Origin of the sequence: Pseudomonas aestiva, assembly GCF_039908605.1 — a bacterium.
Classification (GTDB): domain Bacteria; phylum Pseudomonadota; class Gammaproteobacteria; order Pseudomonadales; family Pseudomonadaceae; genus Chryseomonas; species Chryseomonas aestiva.
The window spans coordinates 3,726,830-3,753,486 of record NZ_CP150916.1; the positions used below are offsets into that span (position 1 = coordinate 3,726,830).

Here is a 26,657-nt window from a genome sequence, read left to right on the forward strand (position 1 = left end):
GTGGAGCGCAGTCAGGGCGGCGGCCGAGGCGCTCTGACGGTGCTGGCCATGGGCGCCGCCCTGGTGGCGTCCGCCAGCTACCTGGGTACCGCCTTCGGCGAATTGCTGAGCACGCGCGCCCTGGCGCAGATGGGCAGCTTCCTGGCCGATTTTCTCAAGCCGGACTTCTCGGTTACCCAGCTATCGGCCGTGGCCCACGGCGCGGTGGAGACCCTGGCCATGTCGGCCCTGGGCACCCTGCTCGCCGGGCTGCTCGGCATCCTGCTGGCGCTACCGGCGGCCGGTCGCCTGGGCCTGGGCGCCCTGGCGCTGGCGCGGTTGCTGCTCAATGCCCTGCGCGCTGTGCCGGAACTGGTCTGGGCGGCGCTGATGGTGCTGGCCGCCGGCCTGGGACCCAACGCCGGGACCCTGGCCCTGGCCCTGCACACCGCCGGGGTACTCGGCCGGCTGTTCGCCGAAGCCCTGGAAAACACCCCCAAGGCGCCCGCCGAGGCCATTCGCCTGGCCGGCGGTGGCGCGCTGGCGGCCTTTCTCTACGGCACCCTGCCGGCGGTCTGGCCGCAGTTGCTGGCCTATCTGCTCTATCGCTGGGAAAACAACATCCGCATGGCCAGCATCCTCGGCTTCGTCGGCGCCGGCGGCCTGGGGCAGCAGCTATACTTCAGCCTGAGCCTGTTCCAGCAGGCCCAGGCCGCCACCGTGATCCTCGGCATGCTGGTGCTGGTGCTGGGCGTGGATCTGCTGAGTAACTGGGCCCGGCAGCGCTGGGTCGTTCGTTAGAGCCTATTCAAAGGCTGCTGCGCGTCGGCCAAACGGCGTTGAAAAAACCCTGGGTCGCCAGCCCGGTCGGAATGCTCATTTACTACTCGTAAACTCGTTCGCGAGCCCGGTCCGCTTCCTCAGGCCTTTTCGCGGGGCCGCCGAGGCCTTGTTTGGCTCTAGCTCGCGAGCCTTTGAACAGGCTCTTAGCGAATCTCAGGAAGAAGCAGCGCTGGCAACTGCGCCAGAAAGGCGGCTTCGTCGTCGAGCTGACGCAGATCCAGCCACAGCGCATCGGCGTCGATGCGCCCCACCACCGGAATGGGTAGCTGGCGCAAGCCCTCTTCCAATTGCCGCAGGGCGCGCCCACGCAGGCGCTTGCTGACCTGGGGGCGACAGCACAGCGCCGCCCCGGGCAGGCGTGCCACCGGCTGGGCGCCACTGCCGATCATGCCCAGTGCCGGCTCCACGCTGACCACATAGGTCGCGCCCAGCACGGCGGCGAAGGCCGGCAGCAGCCGCTCGGCCTGGGTGGTGATGGCCTCGGCCGAGCGGGATAGCAGGCGCAGGCTGGGCAACCGTTCGGCCAGTCGATCCGGATCGCGATAGAGCGCCAGGGTCGCTTCCAGGGCGGCCAGGGTCAGCTTGTCGACCCGCAACGCCCGCTTGAGCGGATTCTTCTTAATGCGCTCGATGAGGTCACGGCGACCGACGATGAGGCCACACTGGGGGCCGCCGAGCAGCTTGTCGCCACTGAAGGTCACCAGGTCCGCACCATCGCGCAGCGCCTGCTGAACCGTGGGCTCGGCGGGCAGCCCCCAACGGGTCAGGTCAACCAGGGTGCCGCTGCCGAGGTCTTCCAGCAGGGGGAGGTTGTGGGCGCGGGCGATGGCGGCCAGCTCCGCCGTGGCCACGCTGGCGGTAAAGCCCTGGACGCTGTAGTTGCTGGTGTGCACCCGCATCAGCAGCGCGGTACGCGGGCCGATGGCCGCTTCGTAGTCGCGGGCATGGGTGCGGTTGGTGGTGCCCACCTCCACCAGCTTGACCCCGGCGCGGGCCATGATGTCGGGGATGCGAAAGGCACCGCCTATCTCGATCAGCTCGCCGCGGGACAGCACCCCTTCCTTGCGCGCGCCTATGGCATGCAGGGCCAGCAGGACCGCCGCGGCGTTGTTGTTGACCACGGTCACCGCCTCGGCGCCGGTGAGTTCGCGCACCAGGTCGGCGACCAGGTCGTCACGATCGCCGCGCTTGCCGGTGGCCAGATCGAATTCCAGATTCATCGGCTGACGCGCGGCCTCGGTCACCGCGGCGATCGCCTCTTCCGCCAGCAGCGCCCGTCCCAGGTTGGTGTGCAGCACCGTGCCGGTGAGATTGAACACCCGCCGCACCCGCGGCTGGCTATGCAACGCCAGGCGCTCGCCCAGGCGACCGGCCAGCACGCCCTCCTCCACCTCCACGGCGGTCAGGGTGCCGGCTCTCAGGGCGTCGCGCAGATCGTCCAGCAGCGAACGATAGCCGCCAAGGACCAGCTCGCGACCGTGGCGCTCCTCCAGCGGACGCGAAGCGGGATGGCGCAGCAGGCGGTCGATGGACGGCAGGCGAATGGCAGTCATGGGAGCCTCTTGGATCGATTCCACTCCCAGTGTAGCCCGAACCCGCGACGGGTCGACCAGGGCGCGCCGCGCTGCCGCAGACCTGGCCCGTCCCGGCGTGGGGTGGCCCGAACCCGGACCCGGGGCGTCCGGAAATGACCCCCGGGTTCCCGGTTTGCCGCGTGCCAGAGCCCGTCCTAGGATGGTTTTCGCGGGCTTTTCCCTGGCGCCTACCGTGGTCCTGGCGTGGAAGGCCCTGGCCACCGCGTCCACCTCACGACAATAACAAAGGTGCCGTCATGTCCAAGAAAACCTTCCCCTGGGCCAGCGATGGCCTGCTCGACAACAGCGACATCGTCAGCCTCGGCAACTTCACCTACCTGCACACGCTGAAGAGCGCCGCGGTCACGCCGCTGGCGCAGACCAGTTCGGCCAGCACCCCAACCGTCAGCGAATTCCTCAACGGCGCCATCAGCGAGTACGTGCTGGGTGGCACGCCCGGCGGCATGCGGCCCTTCCTGGTCGATGGCCAGCAGCTGACGCTGCACAACTCGCTCAACGGCGCTACGGCCCACACCTGGATCACCGCCGAGAACCAGGTGCTCATCAGCTATGCCGGCACTACCAGAGGCGAGAATCTGCTGATCGATCCCCTGTCCACCGCCGGTGGCCTGCTGAGCGATCTGCAGATCCTCGGCCAGCAGGTCTCCAGCGCCCAGCGCCAGTCGCTGGACTTCGCCCACCAGGTGATCGAGGCGGCGGCCAAGCAGGGCTATGGCACCCAGGACATCTTCGTCACCGGCCACTCCCTGGGCGGCATCTCGGCGGCCTACGTCGCCCAGCAGACCGGTCTCGGCGGCATCAGCTTCGAGGCCTCGGGCATTCCCCGCGATGCGCACGCGGCGGGTGACGGAGGCAACTTCGTCAATGTGGTCACCCTCGGCGATCCGGTGGCCAACTACAGCTCCGACATCCGCGGCGAGCAGCCCTTCGCGCCCAGCTTCGTCAGCCAGGCCGAGGGCGGCGGCAGCCTGCCGCACTATGGTTCGCTGTTCCTGATCGGCGCCCAGGCCGACCAGCACGACCTGACCCAGGCGGCAGCCAAGGTCGGCCACCTGTTCAGCGGCGACAACGGTGGCCAGGTCAATCCGCTGGGGGCTGCCCTGCATCCAGTCAGCGTGGCCGCCGGGATCGCCGAAGCGGCGCGCCTGATCGCCGAATTCCATCTGCCGGCCGCCGAATACACCAATCTCGGGGTGACCCCTACCGGGGGTTTTCTCGACACCCTACCCGCGCAGATCGGTACGGCCCATGGCCCGGTGCTGATGGTCGGCAACTACAGCGTGGCGGAGTTGCAGGCCTTCGCCGAGACCCACGCGACCTTCGGCTGAGAGCCGCTTATAAAACTACTGCGCGTCCGCCATACAGGCACGTGCGGTGCTCGGAATCCTCATGTACTACTCTCGTACACTCCGGTTCCTGCGCGCCGTACACACCTGTCTGACAACCGCTCGCGACGTTTTATAACCGACTCACGCTTTTGCGGCGGCCTTGTTTCGCCGCCGCGAGAGAACTCCCCCCTGCCGTTCGGGTCTGCCCTCCTATCGTCCGGGATCCCGAGGGTCCCGCCCGCCTTAGTCCAGGAGAGCACCATGACCGCAGACGGTCCCCAGCGCATGACCGATGAAGAAGCCCAGGAATTCGCCACCGAGGTGTTCAACCTCGCGCGCACCGGCAATGCCGAGGTGCTGGCCCTGGTGCTGGAGAAGGGGCTGACGCCCGATCTGCGCAATCACAAGGGCGACAGCCTGCTGATGCTGGCCAGCTACCACGGCCACCTGGAGGCCAGTCGCGTCCTGCTGGAGCACCGGGCCGATGCGAATCTGGCCAACGACATGGGCCAGTCGCCCCTGGCCGGCGCGGCCTTCAAGAACAACCTGCCGATGGCCGAACTGCTGCTGGAGCACGGCGCCGCCGTGGAGGGCGCCATGCCCGACGGCAAGACCGCGCTGATGATGGCGGCCATGTTCAATCACGTGCAGATGGTGGAACTGCTGGTCGCCCGCGGCGCCGATCCCAAGGCCCGGGACGCCGCCGGCAACACCGCGCTGAGCGTGGCCCGCGCCATGGGCGCCAAGGATACCCCCGCCGTGCTGGAGCGGCTGGGCGGCGTCTGATCAGCGTTTCTGGTAGCGATAGAACAGGTTGGGTTCGCTGACCACATAGAGGTTGCCGGCGGTATCCAGGGTGACGCCTTCGGGCTGGCGGATCCGCCGTGACAGGCCACCGAAGGGCGCCACCAGGGAACGGGTATCCAGGGTATGGCCCTGGTCATCGAGTTCGATCAGCACCCGCGATTCGTCGCTGAGCAGCAGCAGGTGGCCGGTGCGACGATCGACATGGACCGCGGACAGGTCACCGGTGCTGGGCGCCTGGTCCAGCCAGGCCTGGCGATCGATGATGCGCAGGGCGAAGTCGCCGTCGAAGCTCCTGAGCAGGCCACGGATTTCATAGAGCTTGCGCGGCGAGTGCTCCTTGACCACGAACAGGCGATCGCGGGCGGCATCGTAATCCAGCCCCTCGAAGCCCTGGTTGGCGCGGGGGAAGAGGTCGAGGGTCAGGCTGCGATAGTCCTTGCGGCGGAGCACGTCGTCGCCCTCGGGGATGCCTACCAGGGTCAGGGCGTTGGCGCCCTCTTCCGCCAGCAGCAGGCGGTCGTCTCCCAGATAAGTCACGCCTTCGACGTCGTCGAAGCCCTCCAGGCGATGGCGTTGCAGCAGTTCGCCGTCCCGGCTCAGGGCCAGCAACTCCGGCGGATTGTTGACCACCGCCCAGAGGCGATCCCGCTCCGGGTCATAGCTGAGGTCGGACAGATTCTCGGTGACGCCGGCCACCGGCTTGGCTTCCACCGCCACCCGGTAGCGACCGAGCTCCAGGGAGGTTCGGGGTTCGCTCTGCCACTGCTGGCCGAGCCAGAACAGCAATTGGCTATCCAGATGGCTGCTGCGCAGACCCTGGGTCACCCCCAGTGCCAGCAGCAGCGCCAGGGCCAACAGCCAGCCGGTCCGTCCAATCCTGATCCGTCGTACCCACGCCGTCATCGCCTTGCCCCGTCATTGTTGTACGGGGCGGAGTATCCGGGGCTGTCTTTATGGTTGTGTGACAGTCCTAGCGCCGGGGCTGAACGGGGTTACCCTCCCAGCGCGAGCGACCCGGCAGGGTTTCGCCCTTCATCACCAGCGACAGCGGACCCAGTTCCACGTCGTCGCCGACGCGGGCGCCATAGAGAACCACGCTGCGCGGCCCCAGGTTGACCCCGGCTCCCAGCTCGACTTCGCCCACCTTCATCACCCGGTCTTCGAACAGGTGGGTCTGGGGCCCGGCCAATGCATTGAGTTCGCCATGGTCACCGAGGCGCACGCAGTCGAATTCGGTGAGGTCGGTGGTATCCAGGTAGGTGCCGCGCCCCAGGCGGGCGCCGAGCAGGCGCAGCGCCAGCGGCAGCCAGGGCGTACCGCGCAGGGTGCCGAGCAGATTGGGCACCGCCAGGGTTTCGTAGAGGCTGGTGATGGCTTCGCTGCGCCAGACGAAAAAGGTCCACATGGGCGCCGAGCGCGGGCGATAACGACCGACCACCAGCCACTTGAGCCCCAGCACCACCAGGAAGCTGGCCAGGGCGAAGGCGCTGCCGGCCAGCAGGGTCTCGCCGAGCAGTTGCAGCCAGGCGCCTTGCTGCCACAGCGGCACCAGGGCTTCGGCGATGGCGCAGCCGGCGGCGACGGTGAAGCCGGTGGGCAGCACGATGCGCAGGGCCTCGATCAGACCACGCGCCACCCGGCGCCAGGGTGCCGGGCGGAAGGTCAGGCTTTCCGGGTAGCCGGTCAGGGTTTCCCGCACCGGCAGCCGGACCGCCGGCGAGCCGAGCCAGGTTTCGCCCTGGCGCAGGGGCACGCCTTCGTCGAGCCGACCCAGGACACCGATCAGGGCGTCTTCGGGGAGGTGGCAGCCGTCGGCGACATAGGCGCCGTTGCCGACGAAACTGCGGCGGGCGATGGAGGTGCGTCTGAGGGTCATCCAGCCCTGGGCGACCTGTTCGTCACCGAGCATCACGGCATCGGCGATAAAGGTTTCGGCGCCCAGTTCCAGCAGCGAGGAGACCGGGCCCTGGGCGGTGGAAATCTCCGCATCGCGGCCGACCCGGGCACCCAGCAGGCGATACCAGAGCGCCGAATAGACCGTGGCATAGAGGCCTTGCAGACTCTGCAGCGCCGACTCCTGGATCAGGTTGGCCAGCCACTTGCGCCAGTAGAAGAGGCTGTCGATCGACCACTGGCCTTCTTCCAGCCGCGGCAGGATCAACCGGCGTGCCAGGGCGCAGCCAAGCAGGGTCAAGGCGACGCTGACCACGCCCAGCGGCAGAGCCAGTACGCCGTATTGCAGGGCATCGAGCAGCAGCGAAGAGGTGTGCCACCAGGGCAGTCCACCGAAGCTTTCCATTTCGTCGATCAGCAGCGCCAGGGGAAACAGCGGCATGAAGAACAGCACCGAGACCACCAGGCCACTGACGGCATAGAGTCCCTTCAGCACGGCGCGCTGGGCACGGGATACCGGGGCCGGCGGCAGGACGCGGGCACCGGCGGCGCCCTGGTCATGGGCCGGCGCACCGCCCCAGTTGCGTCCGGCCGGGATGCGCTGGCCGCTGCGCAGGGCGGATTGGGCCTGCAGGCGCGCACCGTCACCGAGGGCGGTGTCGCCTTCGAGGATGGCATAGGAGCCGACCTGGGCTTCGCGACCCAGGGTCACGGCGCCGAGCAGCAGTTCGCCGCGCAGCACCCGGGCGTTTTCGAAGTTGACGCCGTTGCCCAGGCTGGCGCCCTGCCCCAGGGTCAGCAACTCGGGGACGCGCAGGGTCAGGGTGCCGACGAAGGCCTCGGCGCCGACCTGGGCGCCCAGCAGCCGTAGCCAGCCCCGTGCCAGGGGCGAACCGCTGAGCAGGTAGGCCGGCGCCAGGGCGAGGAAGCGCTCACCCAGCCACCAGCGGTAATAGGTCAGGCCCCACAGCGGATAGCGACCGGGCTGCAGGCGACCGGTGAGGCGCTTGCCCAGCAGGGCCACGGCGAATTCCAGGCCGATGGCCAAAACGAACAGACTCAGGGCGGTCAGCATGGCCAGGGGCAGCGCGGTACCGGAATGGATCAGCAGCGGGAAGGCCAGGAAGGGTGCCAGCCAGCGGCCCAGGCGCAGGGTCAGCAGCGGCGGCAGGGCCACCGCCTGGGCCAGGCCGCAGCGCCAGCGTCGCCAGCGGCTGGGCGGCGCCCAGGCCTCGGTGGCCGTCGCCGTGCCCGCCTCGGCGGCATCCGCCTCCAGGGCGTTGGCAATGGCGCCCAGGGTGCGGCCGGCATAGACCGCCTTGACCGTGGCGCTGGCATAGCGCGGATCCTGGCGCAGGCGCGAGACCAGGCGGGCGGCGAACAGCGAGTGCCCGCCCAGGTCGTCGAAGAAATCCATCTCGGCGTGCAGGGGCTGACCGGGAAACAACTCGGCGGTGGCCGTCAGCAGCGCACCCAGGGCGCCACTGGCCGGGGCGATCGGCGCCACCACGGCAATGGCCAGGGGCCGGGCCCGCAGTTGCTTGCGATCGATCTTGCCGGAATTCAGCCGCGGCATCTCGCCGAGCCATTCGAAGCGGCTGGGCACCATGTACAGCGGCAGGCAGCCGGCCAGCTCGGTCCGCAGCAGGTCGCTGCGCGGCAGCGGACCGCCATCGCCGATCAGGAAGGCCACCAGCTGCTCCACGCCGCCCTCTTCGCGCAGCACCACGGCCACGGTCCCGACGCCGGGTTGCCGCGCCAGGGTGGCTTCGATCTCGCCCAGCTCGACCCGATAGCCGCGGATCTTCACCTGGTCGTCGACCCGGCCCAGGCAATGCACCTGGCCGTGTTCGTCGACCCGTGCCAGGTCACCGGTGCGATAGAGCTTGAGGTCGTGGCTGCCGGTGCTCCAGGGATTGGGCAGGAATTTCTCGGCGGTCAGTTCCGGCCGCCCCAGGTATCCATCGGCCACGCCGGGACCGGTGATGCAGAGTTCACCCACCTGATCGCGTGGCAGCAGCGCCAGCGGCAGGCTGGCATCGGCGTGCACCACCAGCAGGCTGTAGTTGGGCAGCGGCCGGCCAATGGTCACCGGCTCGCCCGGTTGCAGTTGCGCCAGACTCGCCGAGACAGTGGCCTCACTCGGGCCATAGGTGTTGAACAGCCGCCGCTGCGGCCGACTCCAGCGCGCCACCAGGGGCTCGGGGCACATCTCGCCGCCGAGGTTGATCAGGCGCAGGCTGGGGACGTCTTCCGGCAACAGCGCCAGCAGGGTAGGCACCACGTGCAGCACGCTGATGCGATTGGCGGTCAGGGCGCGGGCCAGGGCCTCGGGGTCGGCGGTGATCTCCCGCGGCGCCAGCCAGAGGGTGGCGCCCACCAGGTAGCTGATCCAGATCTCTTCGAAGGACATGTCGAAGGCCACCGAGAAACCCTGGTAGACCCGATCGCCGGCCTCGATGCCGAGCAGCGAATTCTCGCTGCGCAGGAAGTGACAGATGCTGTCCTGGCGGATGCCGATGCCCTTGGGCTTGCCGGTGGAGCCGGAGGTGTAGATCAGGTAGGCCAGGTGGTCCGGAGAGACCTGGCCACGCCGGCGCAGGGTCTCGCCCTGGGCCAGGCCGACGCTCAGCTCGTCGGGGGTCCAGCAGCCGAGCCCGGGACGCGCCAGCAGATCGGCGAAGGGCGCCCCGGTGATCACGCCCACCGCCTGGGCATCTTCCAGGCAGAGGGCCACGCGATCGGCCGGGGTTTCGGCGTCGCAGGGCAGCCAGGCGGCGCCGGTCTTGGCGATGGCCAGCTGCATCACCAGCAGCTCGATACCGCGTGGCAGCCAGAGGCCGACCACGCGGCCAGGCCCGGCGCCGGCGGCCAGCAGCCGCGACGCGGCGCGGTCGGCCCAGGCGTTCAGTTCGCCATAGCTCAGGCTGCGCTCGCCTTCGAGCAGGGCGGGCCGCTCCGGCGCCCGCGCCGCGGTGGCCTCGAACAGATCGGCGAGGACTTCATCGCGGCACAGATCGGGGCGGATGGGGCCTTCGACCAGACTGAGGGAGAGTTCGGCAAGCGCTTCCATGGGGACAGCCTCTGGGTGTTTGGCGCAGTGTGTATCTCCCGGGTTACGCGCTCCTTAAGGGGCGCTTAGGGTTTGCTTAAGGATTGGAGGACTGCAGCGCGCGGACGCCGGAACGGCTCTGAAATGCGCCTTCCCAGCGACCTGCCATCGATCGGCGATGGACGGCGGTGCGCTGGCGAGGCCAAAAAAACGCCTCCCGAAGGAGGCGTTTTCAGTTACCGCTCAGTGATCAGCGCAGATCGAAACGATCCAGCTCCATCACCTTGGTCCAGGCCTTGACGAAGTCCTTGACGAACTTCTCCTGGGCGTCGGCACTGCCATAGACCTCGCTCAGCGCCCGCAGCTGGGCGTGGGACCCGAACACCAGGTCGACCCGGGTGCCGGTCCACTTCACGGCACCGGTCTGGCGATCGCGACCTTCGAAGGTGGCCTTGTCCGGACCGGTGGCCTTCCATTCGGTGGCCATGTCCAGCAGGTTGACGAAGAAGTCGTTGGTCAGGGTCTGCGGCCGCTGGGTGAAGACGCCATGCTTGGCGCCGCCCACGTTGATGTCCAGCACGCGCAGGCCGCCCAGCAGCACCGTCAGCTCGGGCGCGGTCAGGTTCAGCAGGTGCGCCTTGTCCACCAGCAGGAATTCCGGCTTGACCTTGAATTCCCCGCCGACGTAGTTGCGGAAGCCGTCGGCCCAGGGCTCCAGGTGCCCGAAGGAATGGACATCGGTCTGCTCCTGGGACGCATCCACGCGACCCGGGGTGAAGGGCACGCTGACCGAATGGCCCGCCGCCTGGGCGGCCTTTTCCACCCCGACGCTACCGGCCAACACGATCAGGTCGGCGATGGAGACCTGCTTGCCCTGGCTATTGAAGTCACGCTGGATGCCTTCCAGCACGCCCAGCACCTTGGCCAGTTGCGCCGGCTGGTTGACCTCCCAGTTCTTTTGCGGCGCCAGACGCAGACGGCCGCCATTGGCCCCGCCGCGCTTGTCGGAACCACGGAAGGTGGAAGCAGCCGCCCAGGCGGTGCCGACCAGTTCGGACACGCTCAGGCCGGACGCGGCCAGCTTGTCCTTGAGCGCCTTGACCTCGACCTCGCCCAGGGGCGCGCCTGCGGCCTTGGGCAGCGGGTCCTGCCACAGCAGTTCTTCGGTGGGGGTTTCCGGGCCCAGGTAGCGAGCCAGGGGACCCATGTCCCTGTGGGTCAGCTTGAACCAGGCACGGGCGAAGGCGTCGGCCAGCTGGTCCGGGTTTTCCAGGAAGCGGCGGGAGATCTTCTCGTAGGCCGGATCGAAGCGCAGTGCCAGGTCGGAGGTCAGCATGGTCGGCTGATGACGCTTGCTGGGATCGTGGGCATCGGGCACGGCATTGGCGCCAGCGCCGTCTTTCGGCCGCCACTGGTGGGCACCGGCCGGACTCTTGAACAGCTCCCACTCGAACTTGAACATGTTCTCGAAGTATTCGTTGCTCCAGCGGGTGGGCGTGGAGGTCCAGGTCACTTCGAGGCCGCTGGTGATGGTGTCGGCGCCCTTGCCGGTGCCGTAGCTGTTCTGCCAGCCGAAGCCCTGCTGTTCCAGGTCGGCCGCTTCCGGCTCGGCGCCGACGTTGGTCGCCGGGCCTGCGCCGTGGGTCTTGCCGAAGGCGTGGCCGCCGGCGATCAGGGCGACGGTTTCCTCGTCGTTCATGGCCATGCGGCCAAAGGTTTCGCGGATGTCATGGGCCGAGGCCACCGGATCGGGGTTGCCGTCCGGGCCTTCGGGGTTCACGTAGATCAGGCCCATCTGCACCGCGCCCAGGGGATTTTCCAGGGTGCGCTGCGGATTGTCGTTGCGACTGTGCTCCACCGGATGCTGCTCGGGCTGGGCGGTCAGCACACCGTCACCGGGCTGCTCCATCTGCTTGTGCGCGCCATAGCGCACGTCGCCACCCAGCCAGACGGTTTCCGAACCCCAGAACACCGCATCGTCCGGTTCCCAGACGTCCTGGCGACCGCCGGAGAAGCCGAAGGTCTTGAAGCCCATGGATTCCAGGGCGACGTTGCCGGTGAGGACGATGAGGTCGGCCCAGGAGATCTTGCGGCCGTACTTCTGCTTGACCGGCCAGATCAGCCGGCGCGCCTTGTCCAGGCTGACGTTGTCCGGCCAGCTGTTGAGCGGCGCGAAGCGCTGCTGACCCTGACCGGCGCCGCCACGGCCGTCACCGACGCGATAGGTACCGGCGCTGTGCCAGGCCATGCGCACGAACAGCGGGCCGTAGTGGCCGAAGTCGGCCGGCCACCAGTCCTGGGAATCGGTCATCACGGCGCGCAGGTCGGCCTTTACCGCTTCCAGGTCGAGGCTCTTGAATTCGCTGGCGTAGTCGAACTCTTCGCCCATGGGATCGGAGAGCGAGGAATGCTGGTGCAGGAAGTTGAGATTGAGCTGGTTCGGCCACCAATCCTTGTTGGTGGTACCGCCGCCGGCGGCGTGATTGAACGGGCACTTGGATTCGGTCGACATCTTCTTGGCTACCTCAGGGTCTTGTTCATCCGGTTGTCAGCCGCGACAGCAGCACGGCCTGCAGAAGGCGTGGTTCCGGTCGCGTCGGCCTAGGGGCACGACAGGCGTCGAGGCCGGCGTCGAGCCGGCTCCGGGTAGAGCCCCACCATGGGCGAAGCGGACGTTGCGGTCATTGTTATCCCCTCATCAGATGGGCACACCGACGAAGCGGCGCAATCTCCATACTAGACGGCTTCGCCGCCCGGTGTGATAGAAGGTTTTGTGCGCCTCGATAGACTGACTCTGCAAGATGACCCCGGGGTGACAGGCTGCTGCCAGCCGATTCCTGGCGCGATAAGCAACGTTGACGACCGCTTTGCAGAGGTTCGCGCGGCCTGGCTTAGTGAGGCGGAATCGAGGGCGCGCGTCGGCGTTGGCCAGGGCGAGGCAGTCCGCCATATGCGGAAACAGAAGGAACGGCGACTACCCTGCCCCGGGCGGTCGCCGTGCCCGGTCTAGCCCGGGGCGAACAGCAGATTGGGCGCGTGGCGTTCGTAGCCCTCTTCCGCCAGGCGCACGTCCAGCGCCAGGCTGGCGAGATCGGCGGACAGGGGTTCGCTGCGGGCGTCATGGTCGCGATAGAGGTGCTTGAGATAGGTCTTGCAGTGGGCGCAGGTCTCGGCGCGCAGCGGGGCCTTCTGGGCGTTGGCGTCGTCGGTGCTCAGGGAGTAGTAGCCCAGGCCCTTGCCCGTCTCGCAGTGGCTGCACTTGACCCGCACGAAGTGCCACTCGCAGGCGCACAGCGAGCAGGTGAGGTATCTCAGGCCATTGGCCTTGCCCAGGTGATGGATGATGCCGGCCATGGGCGGCGCACCGCAGCAGGGGCAGGACGTCTGGCTGCCCTGTTCGCGCAGGGCGCTGAAGTCACTGCGCTGCAGCCAGTGGGTCCAGGCCACCTGCAGGGCAGCGCCAAGAAAGGGCACCACGCCAGCGGGCACCAGCTCGTAGCTGCCGGCCAGCAGGGCGATGGCCCAGGCCTTGCGCTGGCCGGCATCGGCCTGGCGCAGTTCGTCCAGGGCGGCCTGTACCGGCGCCTGCGCAAGCTTGAGGGCCTCCAGCAGGGCATCCAGCGCGGGCAGCCAGTCGCCTTCGCGGACCAGGGTGTCGTAACCCAGGGGTGGCAGACCATGCTGCAGACTCTGGGCGCTGCGCGCCTCGTCCAGCGGCAGAGGGGCGAGACGGTCGAAGACCCCCTGCTGGGCTTCGCACAGGTCGGCCATCAGCAGCAGGTAGTCACTCAGCGCATTGCCGGCGGCCAGCAGGCGCAGGCGGTCGGCGCGATAGCCGAACAGCTCGCCACCGGGCAGCAGGATGAAATCGGGATTGACGGCCGCGGCTTCGATTTCGCCGGGCTCGAGGATCTGGCCCGCCATGGCAGGGCTCCTTAGCAAAACGGTGGAAGATGGAGGATTCAGGATAGCGGGCGGGTTGGGGTGTCGGGCTCCGCGGCCCTCACCCCAACCCTCTCCCGGAGGGAAGGGGCAAAATGCCGCGCCCCTCATCCGTAGGTTGGGTCGAGCGTAGCGAAGCCCAACGATAGAGACCGCTCACTTCTTCTCGCGGGTGACCTTCTCGTACCACAGCGAGTGGTGCTTCTTGGCCCAGGCCCGGCTCACCCAGCCGGTCATCATGGCGGTCACCGAGCCCTTGATCCAGATCCCGGCATAGATGTGCACGATGATCGACAGCACCAGCACGAAGGCGGCGACGGCGTGGGCCAGGGCGCCCAGGCGGATCACCGGGATGGGGAACAGGTGGGCGAAGTACTGTCGCCAGATGACCACGCCGCTGACCAGCAGGACCAGCATGCAGGCCAGCAGTACCCAGAACAGGATCTTCTGCCCAGGGTTGTACTTGTCGATCGGCGGCAGCTTTTCCTCGCGGTTGTTCAGCACATCGTTGATCTGCTTGAGCCACTGGGCGTCTTCACGACCGATCTTGTTGTGCCGCCAGAAGCGGATCACCAGGAAGGCGAAGAACAGGAACATCGCCACACCCATGAAGGGATGCAGGATGCGCGTCCAGGTGCCGCCACCGAACAGGTTCGACAGCGGGAACAGCGCGGGGTGGAACAGCGCCAGTCCCGACAGCCCGGCCATGAAGAACAGGATCGCCACGATCCAGTGGTTGGTCCGCTCGTTGGCGTTGTAACGCTGGATTTCAGGTTTCATCTCGATCTCCCAGGACGCCCCCGGCCAAACCGGGGGCGTATCCCTGCTAGGGCTGCTTGTCGTGCGGATCGAAAATCTGCACGGACGGACTCAGCTGCTTGACCTCGCCCCTGGGCGCATCGCCCTCGGGACGGGGCGGCGCCTCAACCACCTCGTCGTCGTCATCGGTCCGGTTCGGGCCGACGCGCACGTAGTGGAAGAAACCGGCCAGCACCGCCGCGCCCATGGCGAACAGCGCCAGGGGTTTGGTGAAGCCCTTCCACAGGCCCACGGTGGGGCTGATGGTCGGGTCCTTGGGCAGGTGGTTGTACAGCTGCGGCTGATCGGCATGGTGCAGCACGTACATGACGTGGGTGCCCCCTACCCCAACCGGGTCGTACAGACCGGCGTTCTCGTAGCCGCGGCTCTTGAGATCGACGATGCGCTCGGCGGCGTGCTCCTTCATGGCGTCCTTGGTACCGAAGACGATGGCGCCGGTCGGGCAGGTCTTCACGCAGGCCGGCTCCAGGCCGACCCCGACCCGGTCCGAACACAGCGAGCACTTGTAGGCCTTGTTGTCCTTCTTCGAGATCCGCGGGATATCGAAGGGGCAACCGGCGATGCAGTAGCCGCAACCGATGCAGTGGTCCTGGTTGAAGTCGACGATGCCGTTGGCGTATTTGACGATGGCCCCCGGACTCGGACAGGCCTTCAGGCAACCCGGCTCGGCGCAGTGCATGCAGCCGTCCTTGCGGATCAGCCACTCCAGCTTGCCGGCCTCGTCCTCGTGCTCGGTGAAACGCATCAGCGTCCAGGAGTCCGCGGTGAGGTCCGCCGGGTTGTCGTAGGTACCGTGGGTGTGGCCCACCTCGTCGCGCAACTCGTTCCATTCCGAACAGGCGACCTGGCAGGCCTTGCAGCCGATGCACTTGGACACATCGATCAGCTTGGCCACTTCCGCCTGGGTGCGCACCGACGTATAGGCCGTGGTGGTCGCGGAGCGGGCGTAGATATCTTGGCTTGCCATCACGCTTTCTCCACGTTGACGAGGAACGACTTGAACTCGGGCGTCTGGGTGTTCCCGTCACCCACAAAGGGAGTCAGGGTGTTGGCCAGGTAACCCATCCGCGCCACGCCGGAGAAACCCCAGTGGATGGGGATGCCGACGTGGTGCACCGTCTCGCCGTTGACCTGCAGCGGACGGATCCGCTTGGTCACCACCGCCTTGCAGACGATGTGGCCGCGCTTGGAGGTGACGCGCACCAGATCACCCGCGGCGATACCCTTCTGCTTGGCCAGCACCTCGCCGATCTCGACGAACTGCTCCGGCTGGATGATGGCGTTGAGGCGGCAGTGCTTGCTCCAGTAGTGGAAGTGCTCGGTCAGGCGGTAGGTGGTGGCCGCATAGGGGAAGTCCTTGCGATCGCCGAAGTCCGCCCAGTCGTCCTTGAGCACCCGCGCCGCCGGGCTGTTGAGCGCCTTGCGGTTGTTGGGGTGCAGCGGGTTGACGCCGATGGGCGTCTCGAACGGCTCGTAATGCTCCGGGAAGGGCCCTTCGGCCATCTTGTCCAGGGCGAAGAACCGCGCCACCCCTTCCGGGTTCATGATGAAGGGACTCATGCCGTCGGCCGGCTTGGCGTCGATCTTGTAGTCGGGCACATCGGTGCCGCCCCACTTCTGCGCCTTGTCATTCCACCATACCAGCTTCTTGCTCGGGTCCCAGGGCTTGCCGCTGAGGTCCGAGGAGGCGCGGTTGTAGAGGATGCGTCTGTTGTTCGGCCACGACCAGGCCCAGCCCAGGGTCTGCCCCATATGGAACGGATCGCTGTTGTCGCGCCGCGCCATCTGATTGCCCTGCTCGGTCCAGGCGCCGCAGAAGATCCAGCAACCCGAGGCGGTGCTGCCGTCGTCCATCAACTGGCCGAAGCCGGCGAGTTGCTGACCGGCCTTGGCCGAGACCGCGCCCTTGGCATCCAGCACATCGATGACGGCGTAGCCGTTGAACTCCTTGGCGAGTTCTTCCGGCGCCGGCTCCTCGGGCTTGGCGTAGGGCCAGGACAGCCCCAGGATCGGATCGGGGAAGGCCCCGCCGTCCTTCGCATAGGCCTCGCGCAGCTTGAGGAACAGCTCGGACATGATGGCGATGTCGCTGCGCCCTTCGCCAGGTGCCTCGGCGCCCTTGAAGTGCCACTGCAGCCAGCGGCTGGAGTTGACCAGGGAGCCGTCTTCCTCGGCGAAGCAGGTGGTGGGCAGGCGGAACACCTCGGTCTGGATCTCGGCGGTGTTCACATCGTTGTGCTCACCGTGGTTGCGCCAGAACTCGGAGGTCTCGGTGGCCAGCGGGTCCATGATCACCAGCCACTTGAGCTTGGACAGCCCGCGCATCACCTTGGCCTTGTTGGGGAAGGCGGCGATGGGGTTGAAGCCCTGGCAGACATAGCCGTTGACCTGGCCCTTGCCCATCATGTCGAAGTAGCGCAGGACGTCGTAGCCGGCACCGGTGACATCGACCTTGGGCAACCAGTGGTAGCACCAGTCGTTGTCCTTGGTGGCCTTGTCGCCGTACCAGGCCTTCATCAGGCTGACGTGGAATTTGCCGTAGTTCTGCCAGTAGCTCAGCTGCCCCGGACGCAGCGGTTTGCTGGCGCGCCGGGCGATGAAGGCGTTGTAGTCCTGCTCGCCGTCGCCGCCGATGGTCAGGTAGCCGGGCAGCTGGATCGACAGCAGGCCAAGGTCGGTGAGGCCCTGGATGTTGGAGTGACCGCGCAGGGCGTTCATGCCGCCACCCGGCAGGCCGATGTTGCCCAGCAGCAGCTGAACCATGGCGCCGCAGCGGATAATCTGTGCCCCGATGGAGTGCTGGGTCCAGCCCAGGGCATAGAGGATGGTCATGACGCGACCGGGCGCCGAGGTCTCGGCGATTTCGGCCCAGACCTTCTGGATCGCGTCGGTCGGCGTGCCACAGGTCTGGCTGGCCACTTCCAGGGTGTAGCGGCTGTAGTGCTGCTTCATCAGCTGGAAGACGCAGCGCGGATCCTGCAGGGTCGGATCGATCTTGACGAAGCCGTCGTCGCCGATCTGGTAGCCCCAGTTCACCTTGTCGGTGTAGGTGCGCTTCTCGGCGTCATAGCCGTTGTACAGGCCGTCCTCGAAGGTGAAGCCTTCCTTCACCAGGAAGCCGGCGTCGGTGTAGTTGCGGACGTACTCCTGCTGGATCTTGTCGTGGGTGATCAGGTAATTGATCAGCCCGCCGAGGAAGGCGATGTCGCTGCCGGTCCGGATCGGCGCGTAGTAATCCGCCACCGAGGCGGAACGGGTGAAACGCGGATCGACCACGATCAGCCGGGCGTTGTTGTGCGCCTTGGCCTCGGTGACCCATTTGAAGCCGCACGGATGGGCTTCAGCGGCATTGCCGCCCATGATGAGGACGAGATTGGCGTTCTTGATGTCGCTCCAATGATTCGTCATCGCTCCACGGCCAAACGTCGGGGCAAGACCTGCCACCGTCGGGCCGTGTCAAACGCGCGCCTGGTTGTCGAAGGCCAGCAGGCCCAGACTCCGTGCGATCTTGTGCGTCAGATAACCGGTTTCATTGGAGGACGCCGAGGCGGCCAGGAAGCCTGTGGTCAACCAGCGATTGACCGTCTGGCCCTTGTCGTTGGTGGCGATGAAGTTGGCGTCGCGGTCTTCCTTCATCAGGGTGGCGATGCGCCCGAGCGCCTCGTCCCAGCTGATGCGGGTCCACTCGTTGCTGCCGGGCTTGCGGACTTCCGGGTACTTGAGGCGATTGGGGCTGTGGATGAAATCCAGCAGGCCGGCGCCCTTCGGGCAGAGGGTGCCGCGATTGACCGGATGGTCGGCGTCGCCCTCGATGTGAATGATGTTCTGGGCCACGTTCTTGGCCCGGTCGCCCATGCTGTACATGATCAGGCCGCAGCCGACCGAGCAATAGGGACAGGTGTTGCGGGTTTCCACGGTGTGCGCCAGTTTGAAATGGCGCACCTGGTCGGCAAAGGCGGCTGTGGGAGCCATGCCTAACGCCGCCAGGCTGGATCCCGCAAGGCCGACTCCAGCGACCTTGAAGAATTGCCGACGGTTCATATCCACGATTCTTATCCTCGTTCAGGCTGGGTCCGGTGCGTAGCCGAACCCTGCACAGAGAGTAACCCAACAGCCTGGCTTATCGAGCGCTCAGCTGTTGTCGCCGATCAATGGAAGTTGGCCTTCCGTCCTCTGATCCGCCGCGGCCTGACGAATGGCCTGGGATCCCGCACGGCCGGGTACCCTCCGTTGGCAGCGGATCATCGTCGGCCAGCCGCCGCTCACCGAGCGGGTGCGCAAGTCCAGGGCCTGGCGAAAGGTAGCCAGTAGAGCGGTCCGGCGATCCTGGCGACTCGGCAGCTCCGGAAAGTCATGCTAAGCTGGCTAACTTTCCTCGCGATGCCTGCGGACCCCTTCACCATGTCCAAGCACCTGCCGACGCCGCCATAGCGCCACCCCTCCCCTGGTAACGGCCCCTGCGGTCTGTACCCGAGTCCTGCTGCCCTGTCGTCTCTCCGCGATCGCGCCCCGCCGTGCTGTCGCCCGTTCTGGATACGTCATGAAAAGTGTCTCTCCCCGCGCCGACATCCTGGCCGGTCTCACCACGTCCTTCGCGCTGGTGCCCGAGTGCATCGCCTTCGCCCTGGTTGCCCATCTCAATCCGCTGATGGGGCTCTATGGAGCCTTCTTCATCTGTACCCTCACCGCCCTCTTCGGTGGCCGCCCCGGCATGGTCTCCGGCGCCGCCGGCTCCATGGCGGTGGTCATCATCGCCCTGGTGGTGCAGCACGGCGTGCAGTACCTGCTGGCCACGGTGGTGCTCGGCGGCCTGCTGATGATCGCCTTCGGCCTCTTGCGCCTGGGCAAGCTGATCCGCATGGTGCCGCACCCGGTCATGCTGGGGTTCGTCAACGGCTTGGCCATCGTCATCGCCCTGGCCCAGCTGGAGCACTTCAAGCAGGGCGAGACCTGGCTCAGCGGCACGCCGCTGTACCTGATGATCGGTCTGACCGCCGTGACCATGGCCATCATCTGGCTGCTGCCGCGGCTGACCCGCGCCGTGCCGCCGGCCCTGGCCGCCATCCTCGGCGTGGGGCTGGCGGTGCATTTCCTCGACCTGCCCACCCGTACCCTGGGTGACATGGCCCATATCGCCGGCGGCCTGCCGCGCCTGGCGCTGCCCGACATCCCCTGGAGCCTGGAAACGCTGCAGATCATCCTGCCCTATGCGGTGCTGATGGCCCTGGTCGGCCTGCTGGAGACCCTGCTGACCCTGAATCTCACCGACGAGATCACCGAGAGCCGCGGCCTGCCCAATCGCGAGTGCGTGGCCCTGGGCGCGGCCAACATGGCTTCGGGGCTGTTCGGCGGCATGGGCGGTTGCGCCATGATCGGCCAGACCATGATCAACCTGAGCTCGGGCGGCCGCGGCCGGCTGTCGGGGGTGGTCGCCGGCGTGCTGATGCTGCTGTTCGTGCTATTTCTCTCGCCGCTGATCGAACGCATTCCGCTGGCAGCGCTGGTGGGCACCATGTTCGTGGTCGCCCAGCAGACCTTCGCCTGGGCCTCGCTGCGGGTGCTGCACCGGGTACCGCGCAGCGACATGCTGATGATCATTGCCGTCACCGTCATCACCGTCTTCGCCGACCTCGCCACCGCGGTACTCTGCGGCATCGTCCTGGCCGCGCTCAACTTCGCCTGGCAGCACGCCCGCCGGCTCTATGCCGACAGCCATCTGGAGGCCGACGGCAGCAAGAGGTACCAGGTGCACGGCACCCTGTTCTTCGCCTCCACCGCCACCTTTTTGAACCAGTTCGATCCGGCCGGCGACCCCGCCAGGGTCGTGGTGGACTGCCGCCACCTGAGTTTCGTCGACTACTCCGCCGTGGCCGCGCTGCGCACCCTGCACGAACGCTATGCCAAAGCCGGCAAGCGGGTGCGGGTGCTGCACCTGTCCCAACGCTGCAAGCAGCTGCTGCGCCGCGGCGGCATGACGGACGACCTCGCCCTCGGCGATTGAACCCGCAACGGCGCGCCCGGGTCTCTCCCAGCAATGTCCTGCTCCTGGAGACCCGCGGCCATGTCCAAGATCCTCGCCTGCCTCGACGGCTCGGCCGTCAGCGCCGCCGTCTGCGACTTCGCCGCCTGGGCCGGCACCACCCTGGATGCCCCGCTCACCCTGCTGCACGTGCTGGATCAGCGCCGCTATCCGCGGCCGGGCCAGGCCACGCCGCCCCTGCTGGTCAACCGCGAACACCTGCTGACCGAGCTGGCGGCGCTGGATGCCCAGCGCGGCACCCTGGCGGAGGACCAGGGTCGGCTGCTGCTCGATGCGGCCCAGCTGCGGGTGGAGGAGCAACAGGCGCGCTGCGCCGGGGCCGTGCTCCAGCATGGTGACCTGATAGGTTCGCTGGAAAGTCTGCAGGAGGATTTCGACCTCATCGTGCTGGGCCGTCAGGGCGAGGACAGTCCACCCAAGCGGCTGATCGGCCGCCACCTGGAAAGCGCCATCCGCCTCCTGCATCGCCCGCTGCTGGTGGCCGGCCACCTGTTCGTCAAGCCCAGCGGCGTGCTGCTGGCCTACGACGACAGCAACAGCGCGCGCAAGGCGGTGACCTGGGTGGCCAACTGCCGGCTGTTCGACGACCTGGCCTGCCACCTGGTGACCGTCGGCCGCGACCGCGAAGAACGCCGCGCCGCCCTCGCCCGCGCCGCCGACGAACTCAGGGCCCGGGGCCGCACGGTCACCACCGCCATCACCGACGGCGACGTGGAACTGGGCCTGGAGCGCTATCGCAAGCAGCACGGCCTGGAGCTGGTGGTGATGGGCGCCTTCGGCCACTCCCGCTTGCGCCACTTCTTCATGGGCAGCAACACCCGCAACATGCTGGAAGCCGCCGGCAGTGCGCTGATCGTAGTGCGTTAGCCCAGGCCACGCGCCGCCTAGAAATCCACCCGCCCGCGACTGGCCTTGAGGCCGCTGCGGCGCGACTTGCCTTCCAGGCGGCGCTGCTTGGAGCCGTAGGTGGGCTTGGTCGGACGCCGCGGCTTTTCCTGGACATTGGCCGTGGCGATCAGCGTGGCCAGGCGCTCCAGGGCATCGGCGCGATTCTGCTCCTGGGTGCGGTATTGCTGCGCCTTGATCACCACCACGCCATCGCGGCTGATGCGCCCGTCGCGCAGCGCCAGCAGGCGCTCCTTGAGCGCTTCCGGCAGCGACGACGCCTGGATGTCGAATCTCAGGTGGACGGCGCTGGAGACCTTGTTGACGTTCTGCCCACCCGCACCCTGGGCGCGAACCGCGGTGAGCTGGATTTCCTGCTCGGGCAGCGTCAGACGCTCGTCGATGACCAGACTCACGCCAGGTGCGCGCCGCGGCTGAGCCAGGCGTCCAGCAGCGGTTCCAGTTCGGCCAGCGGCTGGTAGCCGTTGGTGACCAGCGCCAGCTGGCCGTCACGCTCGGCCAGCAGCGTGGGGAAGCCGGCGATACCCAGATTCAAGGCCCAGTCGAAATCGGCCTGGGTCGCCTGGTGCGCCGGCTCGCCGTCGAACAGCGGCGCGAATTCGATGCGCGGCAGGCCACAGGCTTCGGCCAGTTCCACCAGCAGCGCCGGCTGGGTGACGTCGCGGGCTTCGACATAGAAGGCCCGCTGGATACGCTTGGCCAGCGGCCAGACCGCCTCTTCGTCGAGCTGGCGAGCGGCGACCAGGGCGCGGCAGGCCGGCTCGGTGTCGTACACCAGGCCTTCCGGCGGCCCCTGGTCCAGGGCGAAGGGCTGGCCGGTGGTCTCCTGCACCGCCTGCCAGTAGGCCAGGGTGCGCACCCGGCTGGCGGTGTCCTGGGCCACCCGCTCGCGACGCAGGCCGCCCACCACCAGGTGCAGCGGAATGCCCTGGGCGGCCGCCCGCTCGGCCAGGCGCTCGATCACCGGCGCGAAGCCCCAGCACCAGGAGCACATGGGGTCCATCACATAGAGCAGGCGACCGGGCATCCTAGACCTCCTCGGGGTTGGGCATGGCGTTCAGCCGCGGATCGCGGCCGATGGGATGGGGTTCGTTGCGCAGGCGCGCCAGTTCGATCTGCTTCTGCCGCTCGCGGGCGCCGGCGCGGGTCTTTTCCGACAGCGAATCCCAGCAGTGCGGGCAGCTGATGCCGGGGCTGTAATGCGCTGACTGCATGTCTTCCGGCGAGACCGGCGTGCGGCAGGCATGGCACTGGTCGTAGACCCCTTCGGCGAGATCATGGGTCACGGTCACGCGGTTGTCGAAGACGAAGCACTCGCCTTCCCAGCGCGACTCGGCCGCGGGCACCTCTTCGAGGTACTTGAGGATGCCGCCCTTGAGGTGGAAGACCTCGGGAAAGCCTTCCTGCAGCATGAAGCTCGACGCCTTCTCGCAGCGAATGCCGCCGGTGCAGAACATGGCGACCTTCCTGTGCCGGGCCGGATCGAAGTGCTCGCGGATATAGGCCGGGAAATCGCGAAAGCTCTTGGTCTGGGGATCAATGGCACCCTTGAAGCTGCCGATGCCCACCTCGTAGTCGTTGCGGGTGTCGATCACCAGCACCTCGGGATCGTCCACCAGGGCGTTCCAGTCCCGGGGTTCGACATAGGTACCCACGCGACGGTTGGGATCGACGCCGGGTACGCCCAGGGTGACGATCTCCTTCTTCAGCTTGACCTTGGTGCGATAGAAGGGCTGTTCGGCGCAGTAGGATTCCTTGTGATCGATGTCCACCAGGCGCGCATCGGCGCGCAACCAGGCGAGCACGGCGTCGATACCTTCGCGGCTGCCGGAGACGGTGCCGTTGATGCCTTCCTCGGCCAGCAGCAGGGTGCCCCTGACGTCATGCGCCAGCAGGGTTTGCAGGAGGGGTTCACGCAATTGGACGTAGTCGTCCAGGGTGACGAACTTGTACAAGGCCGCCACGACAATCTTGTCGGTCATCTTCGGGTTCCCAGGGGTCGCCCTCGCAAAGGGCGGACCGGTTAGAACCTGTTCATGACCTGCTGCGCGTCGGCCAAACTGCGTTGAAAAGGTCCTGGAAGGCCAGCCCGTCGGAATGCTCATTTACCACTCGTAAACTCGAGCGCGAGTCCGATCCGCTTCCTCAGGTCTTTTCGCGGGGCCGCCTAGGCCTTGTTTGTCTCTAGCTCGCGAGGTCGTGAAACAGGTTCTTTGACGAAAACGCCGGCAAGGATGCCGGCGCCGATCAAATTTTAACCAATACAGACTACTGCTGAACAGGGCTCGCCGGGCTCAACCCGCCAGATCGTGCTTGCTGCCGCCGCGGCAGGTGGGCGAATCCGGTGCCTGGCCCTGGGCCGCCCACTCCGCCGGGGTGTAGGTGTGCAGCGCCAGGGCATGGAACTGGCCCATGAGTTCGCCCAGGGTGCCGTAGACCTTCTGGTGGCGCTTCACCGCGTTGAGGCCGGCGAAATGTTCGCTGACCACCACCGCCTTGTAGTGGGTCTCCTGGCCGCGGCTGTGCATGTGGCTTTCGTCCAGCACCTCCAGGTGCTCGGGTTGCAACAGGCCCAGGCTGGACTGGATACGTTCGCGCATGCTCATGGGGATACCTCGACTGTGAGAAGCGTCATTCTAGCGAGCCTGGGCGCCGCCCGGAAACGACAAAGCCCGGAACGGGTCCGGGCCTTGTGGCAAGGCTGAATCAGCGCTTGGCGGGCGGGGGTGCGTTCTCGGCACCGGCCGGCGGCTTCACGCCCAGCTCCTTGTCCATCTCGGCGAGGATGCCGTTGACCTTGGGCACCGCCTGCTCCAGCTTGGCCTGGGTCAGCTGGGCGGACTGCGCCGACAGACGCGGCAGGGTGGCGATCATCTTCTTGCCCAGATCGGACTGGTAGAACTTGATCAGGCCCTCCAGTTCGTCTTCGGTGAAGTTGTCGGTGTACAGCTTGACCATCTCGGGCTTGATCTTTTCCCAGCCGATGGTGCTGTCCAGCGCCTGGTTGGCGCGGGCGGTGTAGCTTTCCAGCACGGCTTTCTTGGCCGGCGACTTGGCCTGCTCGAAGTGCTGGGCGAAGAGCTGCTGGACCTGGGCGTAGACCGGCGTGGTCAGCTTGTCGGCGTTGGCCAGCTTGAGAAAGCGCTCCGCGTCGGCCGCGTGGCTCTTGGCGTCGGCCAGGGCGAAGCTGCTGGCGCTGGCGAGCACAACGACAGCGCCAAGCGTACGGAGGGTCTTCTTCATGGGCATCCTTCAGGAGGCTGAAAATGGACCGCGAGTGTGCCACAGAGCGGCTGAACCTGGCCTGAACTTATCGAGGACGGCCGCAAAGTTGAGAATACTTCCCATTTGGGAACCCTGGCGCTAACCTGCTGCCCAAGTTAGCTGGACCCTACCTCATCAACGGAGACCGCCATGAGCCGCACCGAAACCGATAGCATCGGCCCCATCGAAGTAGCCGACGACGTCTACTGGGGCGCCCAGACCCAGAGGTCGCTGGAAAACTTCGCCATCGGCAACCAGCAGATGCCGCTGGCGGTGGTGCATGCCCTGGCGACGGTGAAGAAGGCGGCCGCGCGGGTCAATCTGCGTCTTGGCGAGTTGCCGGAAGACGTCGCCACCCTGATCGAAAAGGCCAGCAGCGAGATCCTCGACGGCTTCCACGATGACCAGTTTCCCCTGGTGGTCTGGCAGACCGGCAGCGGCACCCAGAGCAACATGAACGTCAACGAGGTCATCGCCGGGCGCAGCAATGAACTGGCCGGCAACGGCATGGGCGGCAAGCAGCCGGTCCATCCCAATGACCACGTCAATCGCGGCCAGAGCTCCAACGACTGCTTCCCCACCGCGATGCACATCGCCACCGCCCTGGCGGTGCAGAACGACCTGCTGCCGGCCATCGCCGAGCTGTCCGGCGGCCTGGCGCTGCAATCGGCGCGCTACCAGAACCTGGTCAAGACCGGCCGCACCCACATGATGGACGCCACCCCGGTGACCTTCGGCCAGGAGCTGTCGGCCTTCGTCGCCCAGCTGGACCTGGCCGAGCGCGCCATCCGCAATGCCCTGCCGGCGGTCCTGGAACTGGCCCAGGGCGGCACCGCCGTGGGCACCGGCCTGAACGCGCCCAAGGGCTTCGACGAAGCCATCGCCAAGGAAATCGCCGAACTCACCGGCCTGCCCTTCGTTACCGCGCCGAACAAGTTCGCCGCCCTCGCCGGCCATGAACCGCTGGTGGCCCTGCACGGCGGTCTCAAGACCCTGGCCGTGGCGCTGATGAAGATCGCCAATGACCTGCGCCTGCTGGGTTCCGGTCCGCGCGCGGGCTTCGCCGAGGTAAAGCTGCCGGCCAACGAGCCGGGCAGTTCCATCATGCCGGGCAAGGTCAACCCGACCCAGTGCGAGGCCCTGTCGATGCTGGCCTGCCAGGTGATCGGCAATGACGTCACCGTCGGTTTCGCCGCCAGCCAGGGCCATCTGCAGCTCAATGTCTACAAGCCGGTGATCGCCCACAACGTGCTGGAATCCATCCGCCTGCTGGCCGATGGCAGTCGCAACTTCAACACCCATTGCATCACCGGCATGGAGCCGGACGAGCACAAGATGGCCGAGCACCTGGAACAGGGGCTGATGCTGGTGACGGCGCTCAATCCGCACATCGGCTACGACAAGGCCGCCGAGATCGCCAAGAAGGCCTATGCCGAGAACAAGACCTTGCGCGCTGCCGCGCTGGAGCTTAGCTATCTGACCGACGAGCAATTCGATCAGTGGGTGCGTCCGGAAACCATGCTGGAAGCCGGTAGCCGTGGCTGAGGCCCGCGGCGCTACGCCGCTGGAAGGAGATGGCCGGCGCCTGCTGGTCATCCAGGGCAATCCCAAGCGCACCAGCTTCTGCCAGTCGCTGGCCGACGCCTATGTCCTAGGCGCCCAGGCCAGCGGCCAGGTGGTGCGTCAGCTCAAGCTGGCCGACGCCCAGTTCGATCCGGTACTGCGCGAAGGCTATGACCTCTCCCAGACCCTGGAGCCGGATCTGCTGGAAGCCCAACGGCAGATCCACTGGGCCGAGCACCTGGTGTTCATCTACCCGGTGTGGTGGAACGGCCTGCCGGCGGTACTGGCGGGTTTTCTGGAGCGGGTGCTGCAACCGGGCTTCGCCTTCGCCCAGCGCGACCAGACCTGGGGCGGCGAGCCCCTGCTAACCGGCCGCAGCGCCGAGTTGCTGGTGACCTCCGACACCCCGCCCTCGCCCTGGCAGCGCCTGCGCAACCAGGCGCCCCACCGCCAGGGCATCCAGGAAGGCCTGGAAGCCTGCGGCATCCAGGTGCTGCAGGTCCACGAGTACTCGCCGGTGCGAGCGGCTGACGAGGAGCAGCGGCTGCGCTGGTTGCAGGAAGTGGAGCGGTTGGGGCGGAACGAATAGTCCACCCAAGGGCCTTGGTAGGTTGGGTTGAGCGCCA

General features: G+C 67.2%; 20 protein-coding genes and 1 other RNA gene. 8 read left to right on the plus strand and 13 right to left on the minus strand.

What is annotated here, in order from left to right; genetic code table 11:
* Positions 1 to 48: 48 nt before the first annotated feature.
* Positions 49 to 780: a phosphonate ABC transporter, permease protein PhnE gene (gene phnE, locus AABM56_RS17310; protein WP_263259568.1), complete on the plus strand. Its 732-nt coding sequence runs from the start codon at positions 49 to 51 to the stop codon at positions 778 to 780.
* 185 nt (positions 781 to 965) lie between these two features.
* On the opposite strand, the gene selA is transcribed toward phnE, so the two are convergent.
* Positions 966 to 2,375: an L-seryl-tRNA(Sec) selenium transferase gene (gene selA, locus AABM56_RS17315; RefSeq protein WP_263259538.1), complete on the minus strand. Its 1,410-nt coding sequence runs from the start codon at positions 2,373 to 2,375 to the stop codon at positions 966 to 968.
* 278 nt (positions 2,376 to 2,653) lie between these two features.
* Here selA and AABM56_RS17320 point away from each other — a divergent pair, with 278 nt between their 5' ends.
* The 3 genes from AABM56_RS17320 to AABM56_RS17330 all read left to right on the plus strand — a co-directional run bounded on the left by AABM56_RS17320 (position 2,654) and on the right by AABM56_RS17330 (position 4,531).
* Positions 2,654 to 3,745: a hypothetical protein gene (locus AABM56_RS17320; RefSeq protein ID WP_347883547.1), complete on the plus strand. Its 1,092-nt coding sequence runs from the start codon at positions 2,654 to 2,656 to the stop codon at positions 3,743 to 3,745.
* Positions 3,746 to 3,806: 61 nt separating this feature from the next.
* A non-coding RNA gene (locus AABM56_RS17325) (sX9 sRNA) lies at positions 3,807 to 3,883 on the plus strand.
* A 123-nt stretch (positions 3,884 to 4,006) separates the two neighbouring features.
* Entirely contained in the window at positions 4,007 to 4,531 is a 525-nt protein-coding gene (locus AABM56_RS17330; protein ID WP_133862810.1) for an ankyrin repeat domain-containing protein, read from the plus strand.
* On the opposite strand, the gene AABM56_RS17335 is transcribed toward AABM56_RS17330, so the two are convergent.
* The 7 genes from AABM56_RS17335 to fdnG all read right to left on the minus strand — a co-directional run bounded on the left by AABM56_RS17335 (position 4,532) and on the right by fdnG (position 18,305).
* Positions 4,532 to 5,407, minus strand: coding sequence for an SdiA-regulated domain-containing protein (locus tag AABM56_RS17335; RefSeq protein ID WP_263259536.1), 876 nt, complete (start codon positions 5,405 to 5,407; stop codon positions 4,532 to 4,534).
* A 115-nt stretch (positions 5,408 to 5,522) separates the two neighbouring features.
* Positions 5,523 to 9,518, minus strand: coding sequence for a Pls/PosA family non-ribosomal peptide synthetase (locus AABM56_RS17340; protein WP_133862812.1), 3,996 nt, complete (start codon positions 9,516 to 9,518; stop codon positions 5,523 to 5,525).
* Positions 9,519 to 9,747: 229 nt separating this feature from the next.
* Positions 9,748 to 12,009: a catalase/peroxidase HPI gene (gene katG, locus AABM56_RS17345; RefSeq protein WP_347883548.1), complete on the minus strand. Its 2,262-nt coding sequence runs from the start codon at positions 12,007 to 12,009 to the stop codon at positions 9,748 to 9,750.
* 494 nt (positions 12,010 to 12,503) lie between these two features.
* Positions 12,504 to 13,421 carry a formate dehydrogenase accessory protein FdhE gene (fdhE, locus tag AABM56_RS17350; RefSeq protein ID WP_263259534.1) on the minus strand — a complete coding sequence of 306 codons (918 nt, stop codon included), beginning with the start codon at positions 13,419 to 13,421 and terminating at the stop codon, positions 12,504 to 12,506.
* Positions 13,422 to 13,595: 174 nt separating this feature from the next.
* Complete coding sequence (locus AABM56_RS17355; RefSeq protein WP_133862815.1) at positions 13,596 to 14,219, minus strand: formate dehydrogenase subunit gamma; 624 nt, start codon at positions 14,217 to 14,219, stop codon at positions 13,596 to 13,598.
* Positions 14,220 to 14,265: 46 nt separating this feature from the next.
* Positions 14,266 to 15,225, minus strand: coding sequence for a formate dehydrogenase subunit beta (fdxH, locus tag AABM56_RS17360; RefSeq protein ID WP_133862816.1), 960 nt, complete (start codon positions 15,223 to 15,225; stop codon positions 14,266 to 14,268).
* Complete coding sequence (gene fdnG / locus AABM56_RS17365; protein WP_166655941.1) at positions 15,225 to 18,305, minus strand: formate dehydrogenase-N subunit alpha; 3,081 nt, start codon at positions 18,303 to 18,305, stop codon at positions 15,225 to 15,227. Before fdnG ends, fdxH begins: the two co-directional genes overlap by 1 nt.
* Before the next feature lie 493 nt (positions 18,306 to 18,798).
* Between fdnG and AABM56_RS17370 the strand changes: the two genes are divergently transcribed.
* Positions 18,799 to 20,259, plus strand: a complete 1,461-nt coding sequence (locus AABM56_RS17370) for a SulP family inorganic anion transporter (protein WP_187980126.1) — start codon at positions 18,799 to 18,801, stop codon at positions 20,257 to 20,259.
* Positions 20,260 to 20,319: 60 nt separating this feature from the next.
* Positions 20,320 to 21,165, plus strand: coding sequence for a universal stress protein (locus AABM56_RS17375; RefSeq protein ID WP_133862819.1), 846 nt, complete (start codon positions 20,320 to 20,322; stop codon positions 21,163 to 21,165).
* A 17-nt stretch (positions 21,166 to 21,182) separates the two neighbouring features.
* On the opposite strand, the gene arfB is transcribed toward AABM56_RS17375, so the two are convergent.
* The 5 genes from arfB to AABM56_RS17400 all read right to left on the minus strand — a co-directional run bounded on the left by arfB (position 21,183) and on the right by AABM56_RS17400 (position 24,447).
* On the minus strand, positions 21,183 to 21,593 hold the full coding sequence (gene arfB / locus AABM56_RS17380) for an alternative ribosome rescue aminoacyl-tRNA hydrolase ArfB (RefSeq protein ID WP_133862845.1): 411 nt from the start codon (positions 21,591 to 21,593) through the stop codon (positions 21,183 to 21,185).
* A gap of 2 nt (positions 21,594 to 21,595) precedes the next feature.
* Positions 21,596 to 22,231, minus strand: coding sequence for a DsbA family protein (locus AABM56_RS17385; RefSeq protein ID WP_133862820.1), 636 nt, complete (start codon positions 22,229 to 22,231; stop codon positions 21,596 to 21,598).
* 1 nt (position 22,232) lies between these two features.
* The gene (locus AABM56_RS17390) at positions 22,233 to 23,186 is read right to left on the minus strand and encodes a rhodanese-related sulfurtransferase (protein ID WP_133862821.1); all 954 of its coding nucleotides are present in this window, start codon (positions 23,184 to 23,186) and stop codon (positions 22,233 to 22,235) included.
* A gap of 312 nt (positions 23,187 to 23,498) precedes the next feature.
* Positions 23,499 to 23,810, minus strand: a complete 312-nt coding sequence (locus AABM56_RS17395) for a BolA family transcriptional regulator (protein WP_064309449.1) — start codon at positions 23,808 to 23,810, stop codon at positions 23,499 to 23,501.
* Between the two features lie 100 nt (positions 23,811 to 23,910).
* Positions 23,911 to 24,447 (minus strand): DUF2059 domain-containing protein, encoded by a 537-nt coding sequence (locus AABM56_RS17400; RefSeq protein WP_133862822.1) that lies wholly within the window; start codon positions 24,445 to 24,447, stop codon positions 23,911 to 23,913.
* Positions 24,448 to 24,618: 171 nt separating this feature from the next.
* Here AABM56_RS17400 and AABM56_RS17405 point away from each other — a divergent pair, with 171 nt between their 5' ends.
* On the plus strand, positions 24,619 to 26,013 hold the full coding sequence (locus AABM56_RS17405; RefSeq protein WP_347883549.1) for a class II fumarate hydratase: 1,395 nt from the start codon (positions 24,619 to 24,621) through the stop codon (positions 26,011 to 26,013).
* Positions 26,006 to 26,620: an NAD(P)H-dependent oxidoreductase gene (locus tag AABM56_RS17410; RefSeq protein WP_347883550.1), complete on the plus strand. Its 615-nt coding sequence runs from the start codon at positions 26,006 to 26,008 to the stop codon at positions 26,618 to 26,620. The genes AABM56_RS17405 and AABM56_RS17410 overlap by 8 nt, the downstream gene beginning before the upstream one ends.
* The last annotated feature ends 37 nt before the right edge of the window (positions 26,621 to 26,657 follow it).